The organism is Desulfitobacterium chlororespirans DSM 11544 (genome assembly GCF_900143285.1).
GTDB lineage: Bacteria > Bacillota > Desulfitobacteriia > Desulfitobacteriales > Desulfitobacteriaceae > Desulfitobacterium > Desulfitobacterium chlororespirans.
On record NZ_FRDN01000019.1, the window covers coordinates 1 to 22,056 of the forward strand.

At 44.6% G+C, this 22,056-nt stretch carries 24 protein-coding genes; 2 read left to right on the forward strand and 22 right to left on the reverse strand.

The annotated features are described in order from the left end of the window. The 21 genes from BUA14_RS24095 to BUA14_RS24195 form a co-directional block, all read right to left on the reverse strand. A partial coding sequence (locus tag BUA14_RS24095; protein ID WP_242954758.1) for a transposase occupies positions 1 to 243 on the reverse strand: 243 nt, incomplete at its 3' end. Between the two features lie 178 nt (positions 244 to 421). Continuing rightward, a complete protein-coding gene (locus BUA14_RS24100; protein WP_072774915.1) occupies positions 422 to 649 on the reverse strand; it encodes a hypothetical protein in 228 nt (75 codons plus the stop codon). Positions 650 to 912: 263 nt separating this feature from the next. Next, complete coding sequence (locus tag BUA14_RS24105) at positions 913 to 1,260, reverse strand: cupin domain-containing protein (protein ID WP_072774916.1); 348 nt, start codon at positions 1,258 to 1,260, stop codon at positions 913 to 915. A gap of 178 nt (positions 1,261 to 1,438) precedes the next feature. Continuing rightward, entirely contained in the window at positions 1,439 to 2,275 is an 837-nt protein-coding gene (locus BUA14_RS24110) for a class I SAM-dependent methyltransferase (RefSeq protein WP_072774917.1), read from the reverse strand. A 412-nt stretch (positions 2,276 to 2,687) separates the two neighbouring features. Continuing rightward, positions 2,688 to 3,836, reverse strand: coding sequence for a hypothetical protein (locus BUA14_RS24115; RefSeq protein WP_072774918.1), 1,149 nt, complete (start codon positions 3,834 to 3,836; stop codon positions 2,688 to 2,690). A gap of 88 nt (positions 3,837 to 3,924) precedes the next feature. Further along, positions 3,925 to 5,121: a hypothetical protein gene (locus BUA14_RS24120; protein ID WP_084078827.1), complete on the reverse strand. Its 1,197-nt coding sequence runs from the start codon at positions 5,119 to 5,121 to the stop codon at positions 3,925 to 3,927. 83 nt (positions 5,122 to 5,204) lie between these two features. Continuing rightward, a complete protein-coding gene (locus BUA14_RS24125) occupies positions 5,205 to 5,816 on the reverse strand; it encodes a hypothetical protein (RefSeq protein ID WP_072774919.1) in 612 nt (203 codons plus the stop codon). Between the two features lie 261 nt (positions 5,817 to 6,077). Beyond that, positions 6,078 to 6,698 (reverse strand): KilA-N domain-containing protein, encoded by a 621-nt coding sequence (locus tag BUA14_RS24130; RefSeq protein WP_072774920.1) that lies wholly within the window; start codon positions 6,696 to 6,698, stop codon positions 6,078 to 6,080. Positions 6,699 to 6,760: 62 nt separating this feature from the next. Continuing rightward, positions 6,761 to 7,393 carry a recombinase family protein gene (locus BUA14_RS24135; protein WP_072774921.1) on the reverse strand — a complete coding sequence of 211 codons (633 nt, stop codon included), beginning with the start codon at positions 7,391 to 7,393 and terminating at the stop codon, positions 6,761 to 6,763. A gap of 659 nt (positions 7,394 to 8,052) precedes the next feature. Continuing rightward, positions 8,053 to 8,700 (reverse strand): type A chloramphenicol O-acetyltransferase, encoded by a 648-nt coding sequence (gene catA, locus BUA14_RS24140; protein WP_072774922.1) that lies wholly within the window; start codon positions 8,698 to 8,700, stop codon positions 8,053 to 8,055. 152 nt (positions 8,701 to 8,852) lie between these two features. Next, the gene (locus BUA14_RS24145; protein ID WP_072774923.1) at positions 8,853 to 9,203 is read right to left on the reverse strand and encodes a DUF2200 domain-containing protein; all 351 of its coding nucleotides are present in this window, start codon (positions 9,201 to 9,203) and stop codon (positions 8,853 to 8,855) included. Positions 9,204 to 9,263: 60 nt separating this feature from the next. Next, complete coding sequence (locus tag BUA14_RS24150; RefSeq protein ID WP_072774924.1) at positions 9,264 to 9,557, reverse strand: SRPBCC family protein; 294 nt, start codon at positions 9,555 to 9,557, stop codon at positions 9,264 to 9,266. 38 nt (positions 9,558 to 9,595) lie between these two features. Then, positions 9,596 to 10,465, reverse strand: coding sequence for an aldo/keto reductase (locus BUA14_RS24155; protein ID WP_072774925.1), 870 nt, complete (start codon positions 10,463 to 10,465; stop codon positions 9,596 to 9,598). A gap of 22 nt (positions 10,466 to 10,487) precedes the next feature. Next, on the reverse strand, positions 10,488 to 11,492 hold the full coding sequence (gene lplA / locus BUA14_RS24160) for a lipoate--protein ligase (protein ID WP_072774926.1): 1,005 nt from the start codon (positions 11,490 to 11,492) through the stop codon (positions 10,488 to 10,490). 46 nt (positions 11,493 to 11,538) lie between these two features. Beyond that, complete coding sequence (dsdA, locus tag BUA14_RS24165; protein ID WP_178371803.1) at positions 11,539 to 12,873, reverse strand: D-serine ammonia-lyase; 1,335 nt, start codon at positions 12,871 to 12,873, stop codon at positions 11,539 to 11,541. Between the two features lie 130 nt (positions 12,874 to 13,003). Next, the gene (locus BUA14_RS24170; protein WP_072774928.1) at positions 13,004 to 13,861 is read right to left on the reverse strand and encodes a DUF6544 family protein; all 858 of its coding nucleotides are present in this window, start codon (positions 13,859 to 13,861) and stop codon (positions 13,004 to 13,006) included. A gap of 182 nt (positions 13,862 to 14,043) precedes the next feature. Next, positions 14,044 to 15,141: a ribosome small subunit-dependent GTPase A gene (rsgA, locus tag BUA14_RS24175; RefSeq protein WP_072774929.1), complete on the reverse strand. Its 1,098-nt coding sequence runs from the start codon at positions 15,139 to 15,141 to the stop codon at positions 14,044 to 14,046. Between the two features lie 364 nt (positions 15,142 to 15,505). Then, the gene (locus BUA14_RS24180; protein WP_072774930.1) at positions 15,506 to 16,111 is read right to left on the reverse strand and encodes a hypothetical protein; all 606 of its coding nucleotides are present in this window, start codon (positions 16,109 to 16,111) and stop codon (positions 15,506 to 15,508) included. Positions 16,112 to 16,125: 14 nt separating this feature from the next. Further along, on the reverse strand, positions 16,126 to 17,127 hold the full coding sequence (gene floA, locus BUA14_RS24185; RefSeq protein WP_084078829.1) for a flotillin-like protein FloA: 1,002 nt from the start codon (positions 17,125 to 17,127) through the stop codon (positions 16,126 to 16,128). 39 nt (positions 17,128 to 17,166) lie between these two features. Further along, positions 17,167 to 17,643, reverse strand: coding sequence for an NfeD family protein (locus BUA14_RS24190; RefSeq protein ID WP_072774931.1), 477 nt, complete (start codon positions 17,641 to 17,643; stop codon positions 17,167 to 17,169). 46 nt (positions 17,644 to 17,689) lie between these two features. Then, a complete protein-coding gene (locus BUA14_RS24195) occupies positions 17,690 to 18,277 on the reverse strand; it encodes a DUF1836 domain-containing protein (protein ID WP_072774932.1) in 588 nt (195 codons plus the stop codon). Between the two features lie 271 nt (positions 18,278 to 18,548). On the opposite strand from BUA14_RS24195, the gene BUA14_RS24200 reads away from it, so the two are divergent. Further along, entirely contained in the window at positions 18,549 to 19,778 is a 1,230-nt protein-coding gene (locus tag BUA14_RS24200; RefSeq protein WP_072774933.1) for an aminopeptidase, read from the forward strand. A gap of 94 nt (positions 19,779 to 19,872) precedes the next feature. Then, a complete protein-coding gene (locus tag BUA14_RS24205; RefSeq protein WP_072774995.1) occupies positions 19,873 to 20,709 on the forward strand; it encodes a CvfB family protein in 837 nt (278 codons plus the stop codon). Between the two features lie 96 nt (positions 20,710 to 20,805). On the opposite strand, the gene BUA14_RS24210 is transcribed toward BUA14_RS24205, so the two are convergent. Next, complete coding sequence (locus tag BUA14_RS24210; protein WP_072774934.1) at positions 20,806 to 22,050, reverse strand: DUF401 family protein; 1,245 nt, start codon at positions 22,048 to 22,050, stop codon at positions 20,806 to 20,808. Between the last annotated feature and the right edge of the window lie 6 nt (positions 22,051 to 22,056).

Below are 22,056 nucleotides of genomic sequence, written 5' to 3' on the forward strand. Positions count from 1 at the left end.
GTTTCGGTCGCGAGGGACGGCAATTTCACTTTCGCCGTAATCGCTGATGATGGTCTTGCGATTATAGCCATTTCGGCTGTTACCGGAGTTGTTTCCTTCAATGCTGTTTTTTTCATACCCCAGATGGTCTTGCATCTCTGCTTCCAGCATCTGCTCAATGGTTCCGGCAAACAGTCTTTTCAGTTTCGACTGAATATCCCCTGTGCTTTGGCAGTCTTGCATCAGTAAGTTGACCAGTTCCATTTCCTTGTCTGTAAGAATGTTTTTTGACTGTTTCATTCCATAACCTCCACTTTTGTCTTATGTGGAGATTATTGCCATTTACACGGGTGTTTAGTCAGTCTCTAAACATGGTAAACAAATTCATTGTCATTACTGGTAAACTAATTCGCTGTCACGTGGTAAAGAAATTCGTTGACATTCACAGATAGAATTCATCTTCTGTCCAATAGAATAATTCCTTAAATACCTTTAAACATTTAAAATATTGCTCTCTAAAAAGATACTTAGGCAATAGGTCTTCAATTCGATCAGCGATGCTCATATCATTTACTATTTCAATATTTGCTCCATAAAAAATTTCAACTTCTAAAAAATGATGGACAATATAATTAAATGTTTTAATATGCTCAGTTTGGAAAACAATCACATGCACACCTCATTTTAGATTAAGTTAAGGAATATAATATTAAAGGTTATGATATCAATTATACACCGTTTGATCTGCTGATTGCGAATTAACTCACTATGCAAAACACTCCCTGGTTCTTTTCCCCAAGGAGTGTTTCCCGTATTCGACTTGCCTTCCACAAATTGTCCCTATGATACCGTGGACTTGGCGGAAAGCTATGTTCTTTTTACATTAACAGTATAAAAAAGAGTTCTTCACATGGCAAGGATAAAGATAAGTCATTAAACATTGGCATCTGTTGCAAAAGCCTCTGAACCCATTGGTGAAATTGTGACGTAAAGGCGCAAGACCCCTTCGCCGATGTTTATAACCTGCAGGCTTTCCTGCCCATCAACCTGCATTAACTCACCCACTTGCAACGAGGTCTCATTGCCATCCGTGACAACCTTGGCATTTCCCTCCATGACCTGCAGGAAAAGGGTGGATTCCAGATGGGTGTGTCCCGGTAGTATTTCCCCTTTTGCAATGTTTAGAACAAAGGCAATGACATTATCGCTTTTGAAAAGCATCCGCTTGGCGATTTTGCCTTGGGGCTCATGAAAATAATCATTGAAAATGAACTTATTCATAGATAAATCCTCCTTTAATTTAAACCTGAATTTTAATATACCCTATTTGACATATAATAACTGATTCCTTTTCTGCAACATGTTCAAATATACAAAAAAGCACCTCACAGGAAATGCTACATCTTTTTGGGAATAACAGTGCGAAAAAATTTATGCCAGTCTCGCTTTACGCAGCTACTCACTTCTGAGAAATTGCTAAGATATGTGTGGAAAGTCCCATAATATCATCTCTTATATCAAGCATTCTTACAGTTTTCATCAGTGCCTCACGGGAATCAGTATTTTTCCATAGTTCGTCAATATTCGGAGCCAACCAGGCACCACCAACTACACCATGAACAACATGAGAATGAAATCCGCCTTCAGATAATTCAGCCTTCAGTTCATCCGCACTATGAAAATGCGAACGTCCTATTCCTCTATAGTTGCTGTTCGTTGGCTTTATATGCTCACCGTCCAGAAGCTCTCTGGCAACCATATTCATAAAAGAGTCTTCTTCAAGCAATCTATTTCGAGTTCCAAAAACGGAGGTTGCCCATAATAACGTTGCGTATGGCGTAATAGCCGCCGTAAACAAATGGCCATTTTTCTTCAAAAGGCGAAAACACTCTTTTATAGCCAATAGCCGCTCTGATTTTTCCACAATATGATAAAGAGGTCCCATCAATAGTATTGCGTCTGCGCTTGAATCAGAACGTGGGATATCTCTTGCATCAGCTACTTCTCTTGCTGCCAGTTTTACTTCCGGATAACATGAACTCAACTCTTCAGACATCGCAATGTTCGTTTCGGAAATGTCAAAGAGATGCACCTCATATCCAAGAGAGGCAAGCCACCATGAGTATTCACCATATCCCCCGCCAATATCATATATAACTGACGGAGGTTTGGGGAGCGTCTCCATCAACAATTCCTTTGTGCGTTCAAATTCAATAAGGCCCAAATCTGTTCGAAGCCTATCGCGTTCAATTCCGGCATTATATCCAGCCAGAACATTTTTGTCTATAGTTTTCATATGAAATCCTCCCATAATTATTCCTGCTGCATACTTTATAATTCTGTTGGGGGAGATCTTGTTGTTCCGGCATGATATTCACCTTCCCTCTTTGATGAGTGGTTTACGATAGTCTTTGCATCATAGTATCAGGTTTTTGGATAGAAAGAAAGACATCGCTTCTCCTTGTCTGAAGCTATGTCTTTTCTGTGAAAACAGTGGGAAAAAGATTTTTGAGTTTTAGCAAAACATATCTCAAGTAAGTAAAATAATATGCTTAGTTTAAACATAATGGGAAATTCATAATGCTCAGAGATGTTTCTACTTATTTATTGTGGAGTGGAGTTGACTTTGACGAAATGGTCACAGAAGACGGAGGATTCCATCTGCCGGTATTTTGTTTTGCTTATAGTATCCATTCATGCTACATTGCCTAATATAGCGGGTATTCTGCAATATCATCTTTTGTAAATCCAATCCATAGCAAACTCATATTCCTGATTAACTTGTCGAGGAGGATGATCAAATGCTGTGTGTTAGAATCGTTTTTGAAATCATAGTAATACGCATATCCATGGGCAATAGTGCGCCTGATTTCCTTGATTTGTTCGCTGACCTTGTCTGAAGACAATTTAGAGCTCGATAACAATTGTGGGAATTCTTTGAACATATATGCCAACTCATTTTTTAGCGTAAACTTAGAATTCTGAGCTTTCTTATGATCCAGTTTGTCGAACAAATACTCGAATGCCATAACCTGTTCCACAAATCGTTGCGGCGAAAACATAGAATCAAAATTCCCTAAATGTCCCAATGGTATGCTTTGCGTTATTTTATTCCCCGAATCTAATGCTATGTTATGCAAGATTTTCGGGATGTATTTCATAACGTCAAGTTCATGGAAGAATCCATCATGCCACGAGAACGCATCATCTGAAACGAGAGGACAGTAAAACCAGCCTGCTTTTAAGCCCTTTTTATATAAGGTAATCCGATTGAATGGGACCTCTGCGTAGGATATCATAAACATTGCGAGTCGGTACAAAACCACCGAAATATCATAGCACTCCTGTATGTCATCAGTTTGAAGCGGGAGCAGTAGTTCTCCCTTTCGATCAAAGTCTTCCAAAAGGCCAAGACGATTATCGTGTCCTATACGGAATGTTAATTCATATTGCCTACCTTTCATAGAAAACGGTACTTTGTATGCATCTTTGGGCTCCACTGCCAGATTAGAACCTGCTCTGACCATATTCAAGTATTTATATTTGTACCTGAAAATGTCGTCGAGAAACGGTGATTGAAGGCCTATGGTGTCGTATCCATCTTCCGATGCAAGCATATTGATGATATAACAGCGCAAATAGCAAGTGCTTCCCATAGAGTGCTCTACAAAAAAAGTTGCTTTTTGCCCTTGGATTCCGCTGCCAAAATACTGTCCCTGAAGAATATAATTCGTCTTAAAATTGTATTCCTTTGAAAAATCATTCAGTAAACTATCATCTGTAAATAGTTCCATACGATAATTTTCAATTACGAACGGAATTTTCCCTTCTTTGAAGAAAACAAACCCTTTAACCATCAAATCACCTCATTTCACCTGTTTATACATTAATGACTGTAGGTTTTTTCCGATAAAACCTTATTACAGCTGGTTCGGTTGCCCAGCCTTATTCTTCGTTTTCGCTATTTTTAATTTTCATTTTCGACAAGGATCCGGCAACTATTCCGCTCATTTGATCGATTTCATCCACAGTCAGCAATTCGTTATGTTCTACGAAATATGGTGTATCGTCAAAACGAAAAACAGAAATATACGCCTCATCATAAGGCTGATTCACCAGATTTTCTGCTTCAGAAAAACACTTGAAATCGAGCCCAGACCACGACATCGCCTTTCTATTTGTGTTTCTATCAGTAAAATACATACTCAGTCCATGACTGCTGTAGATTTTTACTGCCTTTTCACATGATGATATAAGCAGTACGCTAATAATATCATCCTTGGGCAGAAGATGCAGTTGAGCAAAAATCTCATCCAGCCTGCTTGAATCAATATACTGATGTTTCATTACATTGAACGTAGCCTCATTCTTCTTTTCCTCAGATGAAAAAGAATCATATGTGCCCATATACAGTTCGGTACGCTTATATTGTTCTATCGTGGACACCCCAATATATTTTTTGACAAACTCCTCGCTATAGGGGTCGGTCATGGAATCAAAGCAACGATAAAGAATATCCTCGTCCATAATCAAAACAGGAAAAGGATCAATAGCCAGACGCATTACAGCTACAACGCCTATGCACCGCTGGAGATGTTTTTCAAACATATGTATAAAAAATTCTTGAGGTTTGTTCTGATTCATCGGATGATTCCGTAATACATAGAAATGCTGCAATCCCTGTTTGTGAACATATTTGTTCAATTCTGCGCTTAGACTCTTGGCGCCAGAAAAGAAAGCTGGCATTTTTGTTTTCATATCAACAAAGACATTTCCACATTGGGACAGTTGCTTAATCATCTGTCCTTGCATTGGGAAGTCTGCTGTAGATTTCCATGCACTCAAAAACTTCTCACGCCCATCATCAGGCATATCGTCCAAAAACACCATCGTCGTTGATATGTCCACGGCTGATCGCAAGGAGTAATAAGCGCAATCAAAATAGCCTTGCTCAAACAGTTCTATCGCATTTACCAGTTGTTGCTCTGCCTCCATAATGAAGGTATTGCAAATATTCCCATCTATTCGTCCAGACCAACTATGCTCAATATTGATCAAATCGGAATAGAATTGCTCCTTGTTCTTTAACTCAACAGGGCGTACATTTTCATGGCTGCGCCAGTCCATGTATGGATTGCCCAAATCATTTCACTCCCTTACAATTAAGCCCGTCAATATAGATGTCACAGAGACAGCAACCGTCCAATCTAACAATCGCCACCTGTTTAATTGTCGTATTCCTGGATTAAAGTCCGGCCTTTGAAGTAGACCTCGATCTTTGAAAGAACCTTTGCCGGATCCATGTCTTTATGATCACTCGTTAGTTGCCCTTTTTCTGGCTTGATAAAGAATTGTGCCTTTTCAGAAGAGTCCTTGTGCCCTACATAGACCACGATAATGGTATCGCCGTCTTTATCAGTCTTTACATTAGTGGTAATCCAATAACCGGATTCATCCTTTTTTCTTTCTTTTATTTCATGGACATACCAATCATCTAAACGTACAAGCTTAGCATCCTTGAACTCAGGAATATTCAACATTCTCAAGCATCTGCTTTTCAATTCACGGGGATTTTCAATTTCAATATTTTTACGGCACTTGGGGCATTGATAAACGACAGAACTGTATGATGTATCCACAATTCCTAACTCTATCTCCGGATGAGCAGTGCAGTGGAAATGGATACCATCTTGGTTGCAGCTGTAGTATGTTCTCCAATTTCTTTCCAACGTGCTAAAGTTTGTACAATCGCCAAACGTTAGTTTGTCATCATCAAATAAGAAACATTTCCGAAAAGAAATATCATCATTCAAGCGGTAAATTTCTTTGTCTCCCATTATTATACCTCCATCAGAGCTTTTTGATTTTCTTTATTGGTGCCAACGTACAAAGGAAGGCTTTATTTGTTTTCAATCCTCATCATGTAAATCTTTCAACTTCTCACGCAGCCTAATTGTCTCCGCAAGCAATCCTACCACATTTTCAATGTGGGTAAAAGTATGGCACAATAGAAGTTTAAACTTCCCATTATTGCTAAACTGGAAACCCTACAAAAAATATATTTAGGTTTGCACCTATCTAAACCGCAACTCTGTGCATCAAGATTCAGCCTCGTTCCCATGAGCTGGTGATTCATCCGATTCAAGCTGATAACTCCTATACCTTTTCACCATCTCCAGCATCACCTCTGGAAACAGCCAAGCACGAAATGCTTCAGCTATTTCTGGATGTGCCATTGTTCCGCCATTCTTGCCTGCTTTTGATTCGATTCCGACTGCCTTAGTAGCACTGATCCATATCTTTGGCGTTAGGGTAGCGCTGCTTGTCCGAATGGTTTGGATGAGCTTTTCACACTCATCATCAAGAAAGTTTGGATTAAACCTTTTTTCCCATAGTCTTAAATACTCAATGGTATTGCTGTTGCGCAGCCAACTTTGAACAAGGTACCCTGGAGATTTCCCATTCTTTTCTCGTGCGATATCCGTAAGTGATATATAAGGACTGTGTCCCCAATTGGCATCGACCATCTTTTCTCCAATAGAAGATAGATGGGAACCGGGGACATCCAACAGATTCAGTTGTTCAAAGAGATGATCAGACATATAGTCCGCGTGTTCTTGTGTAAAGATTCCCTTCTCGACAAGGCTCTTCAAAACTTTTTCCTGTGATATCCTATACGTCCAAATTGCTTCAGCACGCCGTTTTTCAGCTTCAGTCATGCCGCTCACCTCAATTCTACTTATACGGATATTATATCAAGATGAGCGTGACTTGCATAGCCTTAATATTCCAAATCATGCCTCATTTCGTGTTTATACTCGATTTCTAACCCGCCATCATGTCGAATCAGGATTCGTTCAATAGCGCTTTTGATAGCTTCCTCATCCCATTCCGCCATGTTAAGTGCCGTGCAAAGATATTCCTTAATTACGTCTTTACTGAGAGACGGTGCGTTTTGACAAATCTTCTTTCCATGCTCGACTTTATTGGCGCAGCGCCAGACTACCTCGCCGGAAGGGCGGGGGATGCGCCGATAATGAGCGCCACATTCCACACAAACCAAAAGACTACTCAGTACATTCTGTGAACTGTACCGAGTGGCCTTCCTCTGGTTGGTATCTTCATCTATGTTGCTACGGTTTCCCTTGTCGACTTGAACGGCGAAGTAATCCTCGAAGCTGATAATATAGCCGATATACTTAGCGTTGGACAAAAGTTTACTGATCGCCGGTCGTGTCCATTTTTCCTGCCCGGTTGGGGAAGAGATCCCGTGTCTAAAAAGAAAATCCGCGATACCACCCAAGCTATCACCGTTTAAATACCGCTGAAAGATTTCTTTTACTACCTCTGCCTGCTGAGGTTCTACAAAGATACCATCCTGCTTCTGAACAAAACCATATGGGATATATACCATGATTCTTACCTCTCTTTCTTAACTATAAAAGCCACGTATATTAGGATTTAAATTAAAGAAAGTACCAAAAGTCAATATACGTGACTTTTGGTGCTTGTCTTTTGTTTTGACACTGGCTCCAATCCTGAGTTTCGTGTCATTTTCTTATAAAATAGCAACAGACCTGTCTTTTGCTTCTGCAAAAAACAGGTCTGTTTACGTGGTGTCGATGGCCGGAGTCGAACCGGCAGGGGGTATTATCCGACACTTATAATATATCTAAATAAGTTTTATGTTGAAGGGCAGGAAAGGCGAGGTTCATTCCCCGCCAATCTTCCTCTTTGATTGAGATATCATAACCTGAGCATTATTCTTGACATGGTTGAGTTGAGAAGCCTTGGGTATAGCCATGACATTCTCCTGCCGTAAGGTAAAATAATGGAGTATCTGCTCGAAGACATCCGCGAATGTTGATATAGAATTCGTTTCCACAACAAGTTCCTTTTCCCGCCACAACGGTTCACAAGAGAGCACCATATCAACAATTTGATGATCCAACCGATAAGGGATGGGATTGCAGGCGATTGTTTCCGCTTCCAGCGAAGCCCAGTCTAAACAAGTTGTCGCTTAACCTGCTGAGCCGGAGACTTTCCTCCTCTATGATCGTAAGATACCGCAAATCAAAGCCATTCGTCCCAATTCACTGCCATATAACGCAACGCATCTATAAACCTCCCCACATGAAGACCGTCGCAAACTGCATGATGACATTGTATGGCAAGAGGCATTAGCGTCTTGCCCTTTTCTTTTCTATATTTTCCAATCGTGAAGATAGGCAAAAGATAGTTATCTTGTGAAGGAACATTTAGATTGAACGCCGTAAAATCCAGCCACGGGATACTGGAAATATTGAAAATGTTGGGCGGCAGATTGTCTTGGGGAAAAAGAACGCCGTTCGCATACTGTGTGGCATCTTCCAAACACGCGCGATAAAACCTGTGGAAGCAGCTGTCATACTTCGTCCATATTGCGGAAAAGGTTTCTGTTTCCCGATTCAAAACCGTATACATAGGGTTGATTACATCCCAATATCCTAAACGCTTTTCTTCATTTGTGGACATTCGGAACTCCTGAAATTGATTCGCCACTGCTGACAGCATATAAATTTGCGCCGGATAGGCTTTCCGCCCTTTTGCCTTTAAGCCGGTCAGCAGACCGGAAATATCAATCTCCACCGTCAGGCTATAGGAACAGCGAACATGTTTGCTGTAATGCTCGTAATGTTTTTTTCTCGCCCATTGCTCCATTTCTACTTCAATAAATTTCATAACATTGGCCTCCTAAAAATAAAAATCTAGATTTAGGAGGCCATATCACTTGCTTTCACCATATGACTCACCGCCTTCTAATCGACTGCAACACCACATACCCTCCCCATAACCACCTTGGGAAGTTGAAGGAGCTTCCGCCAGCTCTTGGTTCACTCTCTTAATATTTTCTGCATTGCTTTACCTTTAGCCAACTCGTCAATTAGTTTATCCAAATATCGGATTTGCCGCATTAATTCATCCTCTATTTCTTCTACCCGATATCCACAAATTACTCCTTTGATAAGTGAAGCATTGGGATTAATATGAGGTGCTTGTTTGAAGAAGGTTTCCAGATCCACTTCATCAATTATTTGTTGTTGTAATGACTGTTCATCATAACCGGTAAGCCAAAAAATGATTTCATTTACTTCTTTTTGGGTTCTTCCTTTTTTCTCTGCTTTTTGTAGATAGAGCGGATAGATGCTGGAAAAAGACATTGCAAAAATTCGCGGTTTCTCCATTTGGGAATTCTCCTTTGCTTTTTATCAAAAACCATGACAACATTATCTAAATACTGCACATTAACTATGAGAAACCTTCATCAACCTATCCTCCAATTGAGCAAGAACCAAAGGCCATGCTTGTTTGTGCTTATCCCTCGATTCTTCATCTGAAAACCCTGCCTGATTTAATCGTAATATTGTTCCACCCTCAACCTCTTTTAATTCCACAGTCACAACCGTTTCAGCACCTTTGGTTCCCTCAGCACCCGTTAGCCATGTAAGTTCAACCAGTTGGCCAGGCATAAGTCTAAGAAAACGACCATAGTGAGGATAACGATTCCCCTCATAGGCTGTTTCAAAGTAGAAAACAATGGATCATATATGTAAGATATAAACCTCTATCCGGAGTATTATAATATATCCAAGTAAGTTTTATGTTGGGGAGCCGGAAAAGCGAGATTAATTCTTTGCCAATCTTCCTCATGGATCGAGATATCGTAAACCCGGGCATTATCCTTGACATGGTCGAGCTGAGACGCCTTGGGTATGGCCATGATATTCTCCTGCCCCAAGACAAAGTAAAGGAGTATCTGCTCTACAGTCAGGCCATAGTTTTGGGCAATCTCCTGAACTACTGGATTTTGGGCTATTCTTTGCCGTGTACTCAGGTTATGAGCCATGGGGCAGTAAGCCATCATCGGCAGCTGATGCGCTTTGAGCCAGGGCTGCAAATCATATTCAGTTCCCCGGGAATTTAAGTGGTAGAGCACTTGATTGGTTGCACACCGCTCCCCTCCCGGTGTTTGCCAAAGCTCTTCCATATCCTCCGTATCAAAGTTGGATACGCCCCAATGCTTGATCTTTCCTTGGGCCACTAATTCGTTCATGCACTCCACAGTCTCTGCAAGGGGGATATTTCCCCGCCAGTGGAGCAGATACAGATCAAGATAGTCCAGGCCAAGACGCTTTAAAGAAGCCTCACAGCTTTTGAAGATCGTCTTGCGCCCGGCATGATGAGGGTAGACTTTCGAGACGATATGAAGGGTTTCCCGATCATAAGGCTTGATCGCTTCTCCTACCAGTTCCTCAGCCGCTCCCTCTCCATACATCTCAGCCGTATCGATCAAGGTCATTCCGTACTCGATTCCCATGGCCAGGGCTTTGACCTCTTGCTGCCAGAGCCGGCTTTTCTCCCCCATATACCAGGTCCCCTGGCCGAGTTTGGGCAGTTTGGTTCCATCGGGCAGAAGGATTTCCCGGAGGATCTTTTTCTGATTCATTCTCTCTACCTCCCTTTCCTCCTTAAACGTTTTTCACCTTTTCGCCAATCCATTCTTTCATATCCTGAAGAATCATCTGATCTTCTTCCTGAACCTGAAGTGACTCTAAAGCAAGGAGCAATTCAGCACTGTTTAGCGTTCGGTTAAGAAATGAAGCACTGATCTCCTGGATGAGGTGTGCATTCATGGCATCGGAATAGATGGTTGAGCCAATAATCTTGCCTTGGCGCAGAGTAAAGCCTAATTCTATCCCTCCCCAGGGAAAACGGGTTTCCAGCACAAGGTCAAATTGGGGCGTTTTACCGTAGCGCCAATCCCAGGAAGCGTATTTTTCATAAAGCTCGCCCAGGTCATACTCTGTGTCCTTTATCCGCAGCGGTTCCGGGCAGGCACCGTAGAGGCTTTGAAAGCTCTCCATCAGAGTCCCCTTCATCTCCTCAATGGACAAATCCGGCAAATAATTGCGGAGGTTGGTGATCCGGGATTGAACCGACTGTACTCCCTTGGCCGCCATTTTTTCCTTGGATACCTGAAGGTACTTCCCCACTTTTTCCCCGTCCACATGAACAAGAACTGTACCGTGGTGGTATGCTTTATCTTTTTCAAAATAGAAGGCATTCCCCGAAAACTTTTTTCCCTCCACAGTCAGATCGTTGCGGCCGGTAAACTCGGCTTGAATCCCTAAACTGTTTACTCCATCTAAGATAACCTGGAGCTGTTTATGCAAATCATAAAGCTCCCGATCCATGATAAAAGTAAAATTGAGATTGCCTAAATCATGAAAAACTGCTCCTCCCCCGGAAAGGCGACGGGCAAGTTTTCCTCCATCTTGTTCAAGGAGAGTACAGCGGCATTCCTGCCAGGGATTTTGATTTCTTCCGATAACTACAGTGTTTTGATTTTGCCATAGATAAAGGAGGATCTGATCTTTCTCCACCTTATGTAAAAGGAATTCTTCCAAGGCCAGATTGTGCCAAGGGTCAAAAGAATCAGACAGCACAATTTGAGTTTTTACCGGGCAAGACATGGGGACCACCTTCCTCTATTCTGTTAGTATTACCTGAAATAACCCTCTATTTTCCTCGTGACAGATAGTCTTTCATAACTTCCTCAGGGACGAGACTGCCGCCGGTCGCCCAAATCAGATGGGTTCCCTTTTTTAATCCCTCTTCAAGCCGGTGCTCCCTGATATATTGAGGGCCTTCCTGGCACAACAGGAGCCGGGCCGGGCCGGCCATTCCTGCCAAAGCCGAGGGCTCGCATTGTATCCCCTCTGCTTGATCAAGAGCCTGCAGCAAGCGGAAAAGTTCTGCATCCTCCACGGTGAAGGCCCCACTCAGCAAGCCTTCCATGATCTTGCCTACGAAGCGGGAAGCTCTGCCTACGGCCAACCCATCGGCTTCGGTCTTGTTATCCAGCCCAATATCCTGAACAGCGATGCCATCGTGGAGTCCTGTCGCTAATCCCAACACCATACAGGGAGAATGGGTCGGCTCGGCAAAGAAACAATGAACATGCTCCTGGAACACCTGCTTTAAGCCAAAGGTCACTCCCCCCGGTCCTCCTCCCACCCCACAGGGCAGGTAGACAAAAAGAGGGTGGTCGGCATCAACCTTACGGTTCAATTTTTCTAATTGCTCCTTAAGTCTCAGTCCTGCTACAGCATAGCCTAAAAATAGATCCCGGGAATTTTCATCGTCAATAAAATGACAGCGGGGATCATCTTCAGCCTGCCGGCGGCCTTCTTCCACAGCCTTACTATAGTCGGAGGTGTATTCAATCACCTCCACCCCCTTGGCGCGCAAAAGAGCCTTTTTCCACCCTTTGGCATCGGCAGACATATGGATTGTGACTTTAAAGCCCAATTCAGCTCCCATCACGCCGATGCTCAAGCCGAGATTTCCTGTGGAGCCCACCGCAATTCTATAATGGGACAAAACGTCTCTGAACGAAGAATCCTTTAATATGGCATAATCGTCTTCCCTGGTCAATCGGCCCTGTTTGATAAGAATTTCTTCGGCATGTTTGAGAACTTCATAAATCCCACCCCGTGCTTTGATGGAGCCGGAAATCGGCAGCTGATGATCGCATTTCAGCCAGATATCCCCAGGTATCTGCACGCCATAACGGGATTCTAAATAGCTCTGCATCCTTTTTATAGAGACAATGGGGGACTCAATGAGACCTTGAGCCGGCTGTGTCTCCGGGAAAGCTTTAGCCAGGTAAGGTGCAAAGCGCCGCAATCGTTCTTCTGCAGCGAGGATATCGGAGAGACTGATTCCGAATTGGGCCTCCTTGACTTCCTTCGTTGCCTGATAATGAGGATTAATCCAGAAAATTTCCCTGGCTGCCCGCAAATCCTCCATCACGGGAGTATGGGGTATAACCTCAGGGCTTTTCCCTGTCATGTCGCGCTTGTCCACCTCATTCCTCCTTCGCTTCCCTCTAAAGCTCATTATATCCTGACTTTATTAATAAAAACAGACCAGGAGCCAGGCCCTAATCTGTTTTACCGCAATATCTTCCCCACACTTCTGATCACTGATATGGAAAAGGCTTATTGTATTCCAGCTCTTTGACCTGAAAATGATACCAGTGGAAATCACCCGAATCCAGTTTCCAGATGAGATCTCCTTGGAAAGGAACAATCACTCCATTAAACTCCTGATGCTCTTGGATGGCACAAACCCATGTCTCCAGACGGTATTCACCATCAAATTCTCCATAGCGTTCAGCTTCGAAGCCAAGTGTTTCACCCTGCTCATTAAAGGTGAAGATTCCTGAAGCAGTTACCCCTTCATAACTCATGGTTGCTTCAGCCGATGTATCGCTTAGCTCCCGCCACTGAATATAATCATTTAAAGCCGCTGCGGGAGACCACATCATCTCAGCGAGATAGCGCAGGAGAGACCCTTGATCGATTTCCTTCCCCTGGCCGTCGGCTACAGTGAACAGGGACAGTGCTTTGATCAGCATCCGACCATGTCCGTCAACATACTTATCCCGGCCTGATATATGGAACAAAGGCGCCATTTGAATATCGGCATACCATATAAACCCAGGTTCGGCCATGCGAAAATACTGTTCGACCTCCCCCTTCATCCAAGGCTGATCGGCCTTTAATCTTAAACTTATATCCTGTTTTGTCCTTGCGGCTATCACCCGCTCTTTTCCCACAACCTGAGAATGCCGAAGCCATTTTTGAACAGCAGGGGGAAGTTTCTCAAGCTCAGAAAGCTGCACGGTCCCTTGGGTATTTTCTATTCCCTTATAAAATTGGTCAACTTCCTCAGCGACCCTTTGGGCAAATCGAAGTTTAGCAATTGTGGTTACAACGGCACAGACTATGAAAATCATGAGAATTATGGCGAGAATAACAAGAAGAATTTTTCCCACAGGAAATCCCCCTCACTCATTGATATCATTTAGCTATATCACTCCAAGTCAAGTTATACTATTCACATAGCGAGGTGAGGAAAGGGTCAGATGACCCTTTCCTACAGCCTTTTACGATATACTTCATTGAAACCGTGCCATTGAACCTATTCCATAAAACGCTATTCAATTGGGGTTAATCCCTAGCGCTTCGTCTGATAGTGCTCTTTGATCTGCTGAGTGATCTTTTTCCACTTCTTCTTTTCTTCAAGCTGTTCTTGAAGATTGGTCTTGCGGGAAATATAACGGGCTTCCCGCTGCAGCTTTTTATAGCTTTCATAGCGTTCCTCGCTGAGCATTCCTTCAGCAATAGCCTTTTGCACAGCGCAGCCAGGCTCACTTTCATGCTGACAATCGGAGAAACGGCAGTTCCCGGCATAGGCCGCGATATCTTCAAAAGCTTCACTTAAGCCCTCGCCGCTGCCAAAAAGCTGAATCTCCCGCATGCCTGGGGTATCAATCAACACCCCACCCTGGGGCAGGAGAAAAAGCTCACGGGAAGTGGTGGTGTGACGGCCCCGGCTGTCTTTCTCCCGAACCTCATAAGTCAGCTGGACATTCTGGCCCAAGAGATAGTTGACCAAGGTGGACTTGCCGGCTCCTGATGAACCCAGCAAAGCAATGGTCTGCCCCTGCCGGGTATAGGGAGCTATGGCACTTACTCCATCTCCTGTAGCACAGCTTATGGGCAGAATATCCACACCGGGGGCGGCATCTTGAACTTGCCCGACTTTCTCCTCAACATCATCACAAAGATCCGTCTTACTCAAAATGAGCACTGGATGAGCCCCACTCTCCCAAGCAAGGGTCAGGTAACGTTCAATTCTGCGCACATTGAAATCGAAATTCAAAGCATTGACAAGAAACACTGTGTCAATGTTGGTGGCAACAATTTGCTCAGCCGAGGTTTTTCCGGCAGCTTTGCGGGAAAATTTGCTTTTTCTGGGCAGTATGCTCTGAATGATGACATCCTGATCCTCATGATCCATCATACTCTCCGCCCTGCCCTCCAGAGCGACCCAATCTCCTACAGCAGGCAAATCACTGCGCTCCAAAGCAGCATAACGCATTTTTCCCGAAACGACGGCCCAGACCTCGCCCAATTCCGTCCATACTTTAAATCGATCGCGATATTCCGCCGCGATACGGCCCGGATAGAAACCAGACTTTAAATAAGGTTGAAAAAGCTCCTGCCAAGCATCATTCCAACCCAGTTCTTTAAGTTCATATTGACAATTCAAATGGGAATCCTCCTTGACTGCTAAAATGGTCACGGAAGTCCCGTTTTAGGTGAGCGTATCAGCTAAAAATAGGTCCTTTCGTGACGTTGAAAATTTGCATGGACCCTAAGACAATGACCGACTCTTTATTTAACATAATTCAACACCTCTCCATCTATTAAGCAGGCTTTACTTCAGATGAGGCTTTAATCCTATCCGAAGGCCAGCCGCCCTTATCCTCACTGAGGATAAGCTATAATTATTGTACGCTTAATGAGAAATTAATCAAGCTTCCCTAGTATGAAAAAATCGCCCAAGTTTTTACACTCAGGCGATTAATCTGTAATCTTATTCTTTGTTCAGTTCATTGCTAGCTTGCACCGGGTTAAATTCTGCGGTTATAAGCATATTTATTGTGAGCCCGCGGTTTACCCAGCACCTCTGCCCAGACAATCCCCTGGACAAGGGGGTTTTCCGACACGGCCGGGAAAACCGGCCTTGCCTGCTCTATGGGTTGAGAAGAAGCATTCCCCGGTTTACGCTCAGGTTTTCCAGAAGATCCCTGGCCTATTTCTCCGCTAAAAGTGCTTAACATCCCTTCCCTGCCGGCGCTGCCTTCAACACCGGCGGTCCCTTCCGTTCCCCAAGACCCTTCGGTAGAAAAACTATCGACCCTTTCGCTGCCTTCTCTGCCATAGCTCTGAGAGGTGCTTGGATATCTTGGGGCGGGTGAAGGCTGGGAAGGCTGGGAAGGCCGGCTGATCGGCTCTTCTTTAGGAAACAATTCCCGCTCCAGCTCTTCAAACATCTCCCGCCAGCCGGTCCGTGCCGGCTTTGTCTCCTGCCGCGAGTAGGGAGCACGGTTGTCTTGCGGTCCTTGAGTCCGGGTAGTGGGTGGGCGTCGGTTTTGTGGTTTTTTCTTGTTCGAACCGAAGATCGTGGATATTGCATAGATGAAAATTATAATCGGTAACCATGAGAATAGATCCATGTCATGTCACCACCCTACTTTTTCGGGTTGGAGTCAGTGTTGGAGCTGCTGGAACGGGCAATGTTATCCCGCATACTCGTATCAGCCATAATATTTTGCATATTGTAATAATCCATAACTCCCAGTTTACCTTCTTTTAATGCTTCCGCTAAAGCTCTGGGCACTTCAGATTCGGCTTCAACAACTTTGGCACGCATTTCTTGAACATAGGCAATCATTTCCTGCTCTCTTGCTACCGCCATAGCACGGCGCTCTTCAGCCTTGGCCTGAGCAATGCGCTTATCTGCCTCCGCTTGGTCTGTTTGCAGTTGGGCACCGATATTCTTACCCACATCCACATCGGCAATATCAATGGAAAGAATCTCGAAGGCCGTTCCTGAATCCAAGCCTTTGGCCAAAACCGTACGGGATACCATGTCCGGGTTTTCCAGGACTTGCTCATGGGACTGGGAAGAACCGATACTGGTGACAATTCCCTCTCCGACACGGGCGATAATGGTTTCTTCCCCCGCTCCACCGACGAGACGGTCGATGTTGGCCCGCACGGTTACCCGGGCTTTAACACGAAGCTCAATACCATTCTTAGCCACAGCGGAGACAATGGGTGTTTCAATGACTTTAGGGTTAACGGACATTTGGACTGCTTCCAATACATCACGACCCGCCAGATCAATAGCGGCTGCCCTTACAAATTGGAGAGGAATAGCTGCACGTTCTGCTGCAATCAAAGCATTGACGACTCTGTCTACATTACCGCCGGCCAAATAATGGGCTTCCAGTTGAGCCGTGGTCACACTTAAACCCGCTTTATGGGCTTTAATTAAAGGATTGACGATCCGGGAAGGAGTAACACGTCTTAACCGCATCCCGACTAAAGTAAAGATTCCTACATTAACACCTGCAGCTAAAGCTGAAATCCAGAGACCTACCGGAATAAAGGTAAAGATGACACTGATGAGAATAAAAGCTAACGCTAAAAGAATGATTGGCATTAAAACTTCAATTGGCATATTCATTCGCCCAAAAAGGGCTCCACCTCCATTTATTATAATCTACTAAGACACTTGCCGAACCACAACCCGTGTCCCTTCTACATCAATAACCTTGACACGGCTGTGAGTTTCAATGAAACCTCCTTCCGTAACAACATCCAGTCTCTTGCCGTCAAAATCTGCTGTTCCGGCTGGACGCAAAGGGCTGATAGCCACGCCTTCGCAACCGATATAACTCTCCAGATCCACGGTGGGAGCAACATAACCTTCTTGATTGGATTGCTTGGCATTTAAGGAAAACCGCTTCCAGAACCGCCGGGTGCGGGGAAAGCGAAAGCTCAAAGCCACAAGGATTCCCAGGATGAGCAGCATCGTACTGACATATGCCACCCCATGCAAAGCCGATTCTGCCGTCAGGAAAATTCCTGCCGATAAAAGAATCAGTCCTGCTATGCCCAGAATTCCACCAGGAATAAAAATCTCCAAAAACAAAAAAGATAAGCCTAAAATAACCAGCGCCACAACTCCACCTGTTACCATAAATTCTTCCCTCCTCTCATCTTATCCATGTATCTATGATTGTTTATCAGGACTCTTCTCCTGGAGTGCCAGCCTGGGAAATATTCTTCAACCATTGCTGAGCTATCTGCTTATAGAGGTTTGCCCTGGCCAAAAGATCTAAAATAACCAGAGTCGCTGCTACTTTATCTTTGTCATCTTCACTAAGATCTTCACCAGCAAGAATCTGATTGACTTCCTTAGGCAATTGCTCAAGAGAAGTGACCCAATCCTTTTGCGAGAGATCAAAGATCTCGCTGTAATACCTGTAGAGCTTAGCGGGATTAATTCGATCATCGCTGTTATCTTCAAGATTCAAGTTGACAAAGCTCAATAATTGGGATGCCTCTTCAAGGGATAGAATATTTCTTAAATCGTTGATCAGAAGAATATTGGCAACCTGCTCCCGGGTATATTTCTTCTTCTGAGGATTAGGCAGGTACTTCCTCTTTACCCAATTCTGGATTTGGGTGTTATTGATATCATTCTGGGCAACCCGGTGAGCCACTTCCACCACCTGAGAAAGCATCATCGAATCCAGTTCCAGATAAGGCAAAGCTTTCTTTTTCGGTTCAAAATGATTGGCTATTTCCATAATTTCCTTGAGATGATTCATAAATTGATCACCTCCTTTTCTATATTTACTCTTCCAAAGCAATCACATCATCAAAGCTAACTCATTTAATCATTTAACTTAACTCATTTAGTAATCTCATTAACTATATTATAGGTTCATAATGACCATGTGTCAATAGTCTTTTGACCTTTTTAAAGAATAATTTTCTTGCACCTTCGCCGGCTTTGAGTTCACTTCCTTAAGGAGGATATGCTATAATCTTTCATTAGAGGTAATTTATGTCCAGGAAATTGGAAAGGAGCCAACCAGCATGAATAAACAATTTCTCGATAAATACGCCCGCCTTGTCGTTAAAACCGGTATCAACCTCCAGCCTAAGCAAATTCTGGTGATTAAGTCGCCTATTGAATGCGCCGAATTCACCCGCAAGATTTCTGAGATCGCTTTTCAGGAAGGAGCGAAAGATGTCGTTATTTTTTGGGGAGATGAGCTCACCGCCAAAATTCGCTATCTCCATGGGCCGGAGGAAATCTTCGATGAGTTCCCCGCATGGCAGAAAACCTTCTTCGTCGACTATGCCCGGCAAGGGGCAGCTTTCCTGAGTATCGCGGCCTCCGATCCGGAGCTGATGAAAGAGGTTGATCCCGAACGTATGGTGAGAGCGCAAAGAACTCAATCCATCGCTTTAAAGGAGCACCGGGAGCGCCTTATGAGCAATCAAAATTCCTGGTGCGTGGTTTCCGTACCCACCCAGGCCTGGGCTCAAAAAGTCTTCCCCGATGCCGGCCCGGAAGCGGCCGTGGAAAAGCTTTGGGAAGCCATCTTGGCATCCGTTCGGGCCGACCAGGACGACCCGGTCCAAGCCTGGGAGGAGCACAAAGCAAACCTTAAACACAGTATGGATTTTATGAATACCCATCGTTTCCGCACCCTGCATTTCCAAAATTCTTTAGGTACGGATTTATGGGTTGAGCTGCCGGAAGACCATCTTTGGCTTGCCGGAGCAGAGCACACAGCCGAAGGCCTTGAATTTATTGCCAACATGCCGACGGAGGAAGTGTTTACCCTTCCCAAGAAGACCGGGGTCAACGGCAAGGCCGTCAGCTCTATGCCCTTAAATCACAACGGCAACCTCATCAGGAATTTTACCCTGACCTTTAAAGATGGCCGGGTCATTGATTACAGTGCCAAAGAGGGGTTAGAAAGCTTAAAAGGCCTCATCACCACCGATGAAGGTTCTCATTATCTTGGTGAAGTTGCTCTGGTGCCTTACGACTCCCCTATTTCCAATGCCAAGATCCTCTTCTACAATACCCTATTTGATGAAAATGCCGCCTGTCACTTAGCTCTGGGCAAAGCTTATGCCGTCACTCTGAAAAACGGCGATAAGCTAAGCGAAAAAGAATTAGAGGAAGCCGGTGTTAATGATTCCTTGCTTCATGAAGATTTTATGATCGGTACAGCCGATCTGAACATCACCGGAGTTACCGCCGAGGGTCAGGAGATTCCCATCTTTATTCAAGGGAACTTTGCCTTTTAATCACTGAAAGAAGTCTCGTTCAATCTGCCGGGGCCGCTTGAGCGGTATAGCCCTGATTCATTGCCTATTAAAACATGTTAAGGAGGCGCTTCCCATTATCCAGGTCGGTAAAATCAATCAGCTCAATGTAGCTAACCTTGCCTCTTTTGGGGTCTATCTCGATGCCGGGACAGGTAACCGCAAAGATAATGTTCTGCTGCCGGGAAATGAATGCCCTGACGACATCAAAGAAGGGGATAATTTAGAGGTATTCATTTACCATGATTCGGAAGACCGCTTGATCGCTACACGCCAAAAGCCCTTAGCCCAAGCGGGAGAACTTGCCTATCTGAAGGTTACCGCCAAGACAAAATTTGGCGCTTTCCTGGACTTTGGCCTGGAACGCGGTCTCTTCCTGCCCTTCCGGGAGCAGAAATACCCCATAGAAGTGGCTAAAAGTTATCTTGTTTACCTTTATTTAGATAAAAGCGGGCGCTTATCTTCCACAACGGATATCACTGACTTTCTCAGCTCCGCTTCTCCTTATCAAAAAAATGACTCCGTCACGGGGACAGTCTACCAAATTCATCCCGATATCGGCGTTTTTGTAGCAGTGGATAATCAATACCTGGGCCTGATTCCCCGTACAGAGAACTATTCAGATCTCAAATGGGGGGACCGGGTTCAGGCTCGGGTGATTCGAGTCCGGGACGACGGAAAACTGGACCTTTCTTCCCGCAATCTCTCCCACCAGCAGATGAGTGTGGATGCTGAGCTTCTCGTCAACGCCATGAATGCCCACGGAGGTGTACTTCCTCTCCATGAAAAAGCCAGCCCCGAGGAGATCGAAAGGGTTTTTCACATGAGCAAAGCCGCCTTTAAACGGGCTGTGGGAGCGCTGCTTAAGAGCGGGCGGATTAAGAAGAACGGTGACGAGCTCCGGCTTCCCTGATTTATAAGCTCTGGACAACCAAAATAAGAGAAACGGCAGAGGCCGGTCCTTCAGAGGACGGCATCTGCCGTTTTTACTTCATTATGAAACTGCTGCCTAAATCAAATGAACGGCCGCCATAAAGGTCAAGATAATCACTTCCAGCAAAAGCACCGGCTTTAAAATCTTAAAGAGATCGGCTTTGAAATACTCCGCCGTAACAATCAGACAAAGATGGGCCGGCGACAGCATGGCTCCAGCAATCGCCATGATATAAGCGACTGTAGCCGTCTCCAGATTTCCCGGGTAAAAGGCCGAAAGGATGGGGAAAATAACGGCCACCGCTCCCTGAGGGGAACCGGTGAGCAAGGCCACGATCAAAGAGCCCAGGCCCAGCATGACGACAACCGGAATATTTGTTCCCTGAAAAAAGGCAATAAGCTCCTGGACAATTCCAGATACCGTTAGGACATGCTGGAAAAACAAAATACCCAAAATGCCCCAAAGAATCTTCTTTTCAAAGGCTTCCCGAAGCATGGTGGCCAGCTGCTGCCTGGTAAAGCGGAGAATGATCACCATACCTAAGACGACTATGCCCATAGAAAGCGCGGCACTTAAATCAAAGGCCACCACTAAAATAATATTTACCAGAATGGGACCTACTCCCAGCAGAAAATAATGAAACGGACTTCTGGTCTTTAACGAATCAGCCTGATTTTTGCCGGCATCTGAATCCTTGACTAAATCATTTTGGACTGCAGGCCCACTCTCAAACCCTTTGCCTGTCAGAATAAATACCACCCCAAGGAGCAAGGCAAGCAGAGTATAGCCGATCATATTGGCCACAAAGGTTCCTAAAGGTATGCCTGTGATTTGGCTTGCCAGGAGAACTCCCGGAATAATCGGGTTGCCATACTCCCAAACATGGCGAAACCAATAGTTTATTGCCCCTTTTTTCTCAGGAGACAGCGAAAATTTCTTGCTTGCCTGCTCTACCATAGGGGCTGAGAAGATCGCTCCTCCCAAAGAAGGAAGCAGACCCAGGAAGGTGGGCATAAAGGCCAGCAGGACGCGATCACTGCGCAGCAAGGGTTTCATGGCAGCCATGAAGCCTTCGATGATGCCGGTGGTCCGCAAAAGCTGCTCCAGGCACATGACAAAATACATGGCAAAGACGACTTCCCAGGTGCCAACCTCCCGCAGAGTTGTCTGGACGGCGGCGTCCGCTTTGCCCAGGGTTGGCGAGGATATCAGGAATAAGACGATGGACCCGGCCAGCATGGCATGGCCGATTTGAATTTTTTTGCGCAGAAGCCAAACAACCATGGCTAAAGTAGCACCAATTTTAACTATGACAAACACAAACTT

Excerpts from the sequence above, each read along its gene's own strand:
- BUA14_RS24105 (WP_072774916.1), bottom strand. The coding sequence starts at position 1,260 with ATGAATAAGTTCATTTTCAATGATTATTTTCATGAGCCCCAAGGCAAA.
- BUA14_RS24110 (WP_072774917.1), bottom strand. The coding sequence starts at position 2,275 with ATGAAAACTATAGACAAAAATGTTCTGGCTGGATATAATGCCGGAATT.
- BUA14_RS24115 (WP_072774918.1), bottom strand. The coding sequence starts at position 3,836 with ATGGTTAAAGGGTTTGTTTTCTTCAAAGAAGGGAAAATTCCGTTCGTA.
- BUA14_RS24125 (WP_072774919.1), bottom strand. The coding sequence starts at position 5,816 with ATGGGAGACAAAGAAATTTACCGCTTGAATGATGATATTTCTTTTCGG.
- BUA14_RS24130 (WP_072774920.1), bottom strand. The coding sequence starts at position 6,698 with ATGACTGAAGCTGAAAAACGGCGTGCTGAAGCAATTTGGACGTATAGG.
- BUA14_RS24135 (WP_072774921.1), bottom strand. The coding sequence starts at position 7,393 with ATGGTATATATCCCATATGGTTTTGTTCAGAAGCAGGATGGTATCTTT.
- catA (WP_072774922.1), bottom strand. The coding sequence starts at position 8,700 with ATGAAATTTATTGAAGTAGAAATGGAGCAATGGGCGAGAAAAAAACAT.
- BUA14_RS24145 (WP_072774923.1), bottom strand. The coding sequence starts at position 9,203 with ATGGAGAAACCGCGAATTTTTGCAATGTCTTTTTCCAGCATCTATCCG.
- BUA14_RS24155 (WP_072774925.1), bottom strand. The coding sequence starts at position 10,465 with ATGAATCAGAAAAAGATCCTCCGGGAAATCCTTCTGCCCGATGGAACC.
- lplA (WP_072774926.1), bottom strand. The coding sequence starts at position 11,492 with ATGTCTTGCCCGGTAAAAACTCAAATTGTGCTGTCTGATTCTTTTGAC.
- dsdA (WP_178371803.1), bottom strand. The coding sequence starts at position 12,873 with ATGACAGGGAAAAGCCCTGAGGTTATACCCCATACTCCCGTGATGGAG.
- BUA14_RS24180 (WP_072774930.1), bottom strand. The coding sequence starts at position 16,111 with ATGGATCTATTCTCATGGTTACCGATTATAATTTTCATCTATGCAATA.
- floA (WP_084078829.1), bottom strand. The coding sequence starts at position 17,127 with ATGAATATGCCAATTGAAGTTTTAATGCCAATCATTCTTTTAGCGTTA.
- BUA14_RS24190 (WP_072774931.1), bottom strand. The coding sequence starts at position 17,643 with ATGGTAACAGGTGGAGTTGTGGCGCTGGTTATTTTAGGCTTATCTTTT.
- BUA14_RS24195 (WP_072774932.1), bottom strand. The coding sequence starts at position 18,277 with ATGAATCATCTCAAGGAAATTATGGAAATAGCCAATCATTTTGAACCG.
- BUA14_RS24200 (WP_072774933.1), top strand. The coding sequence starts at position 18,549 with ATGAATAAACAATTTCTCGATAAATACGCCCGCCTTGTCGTTAAAACC.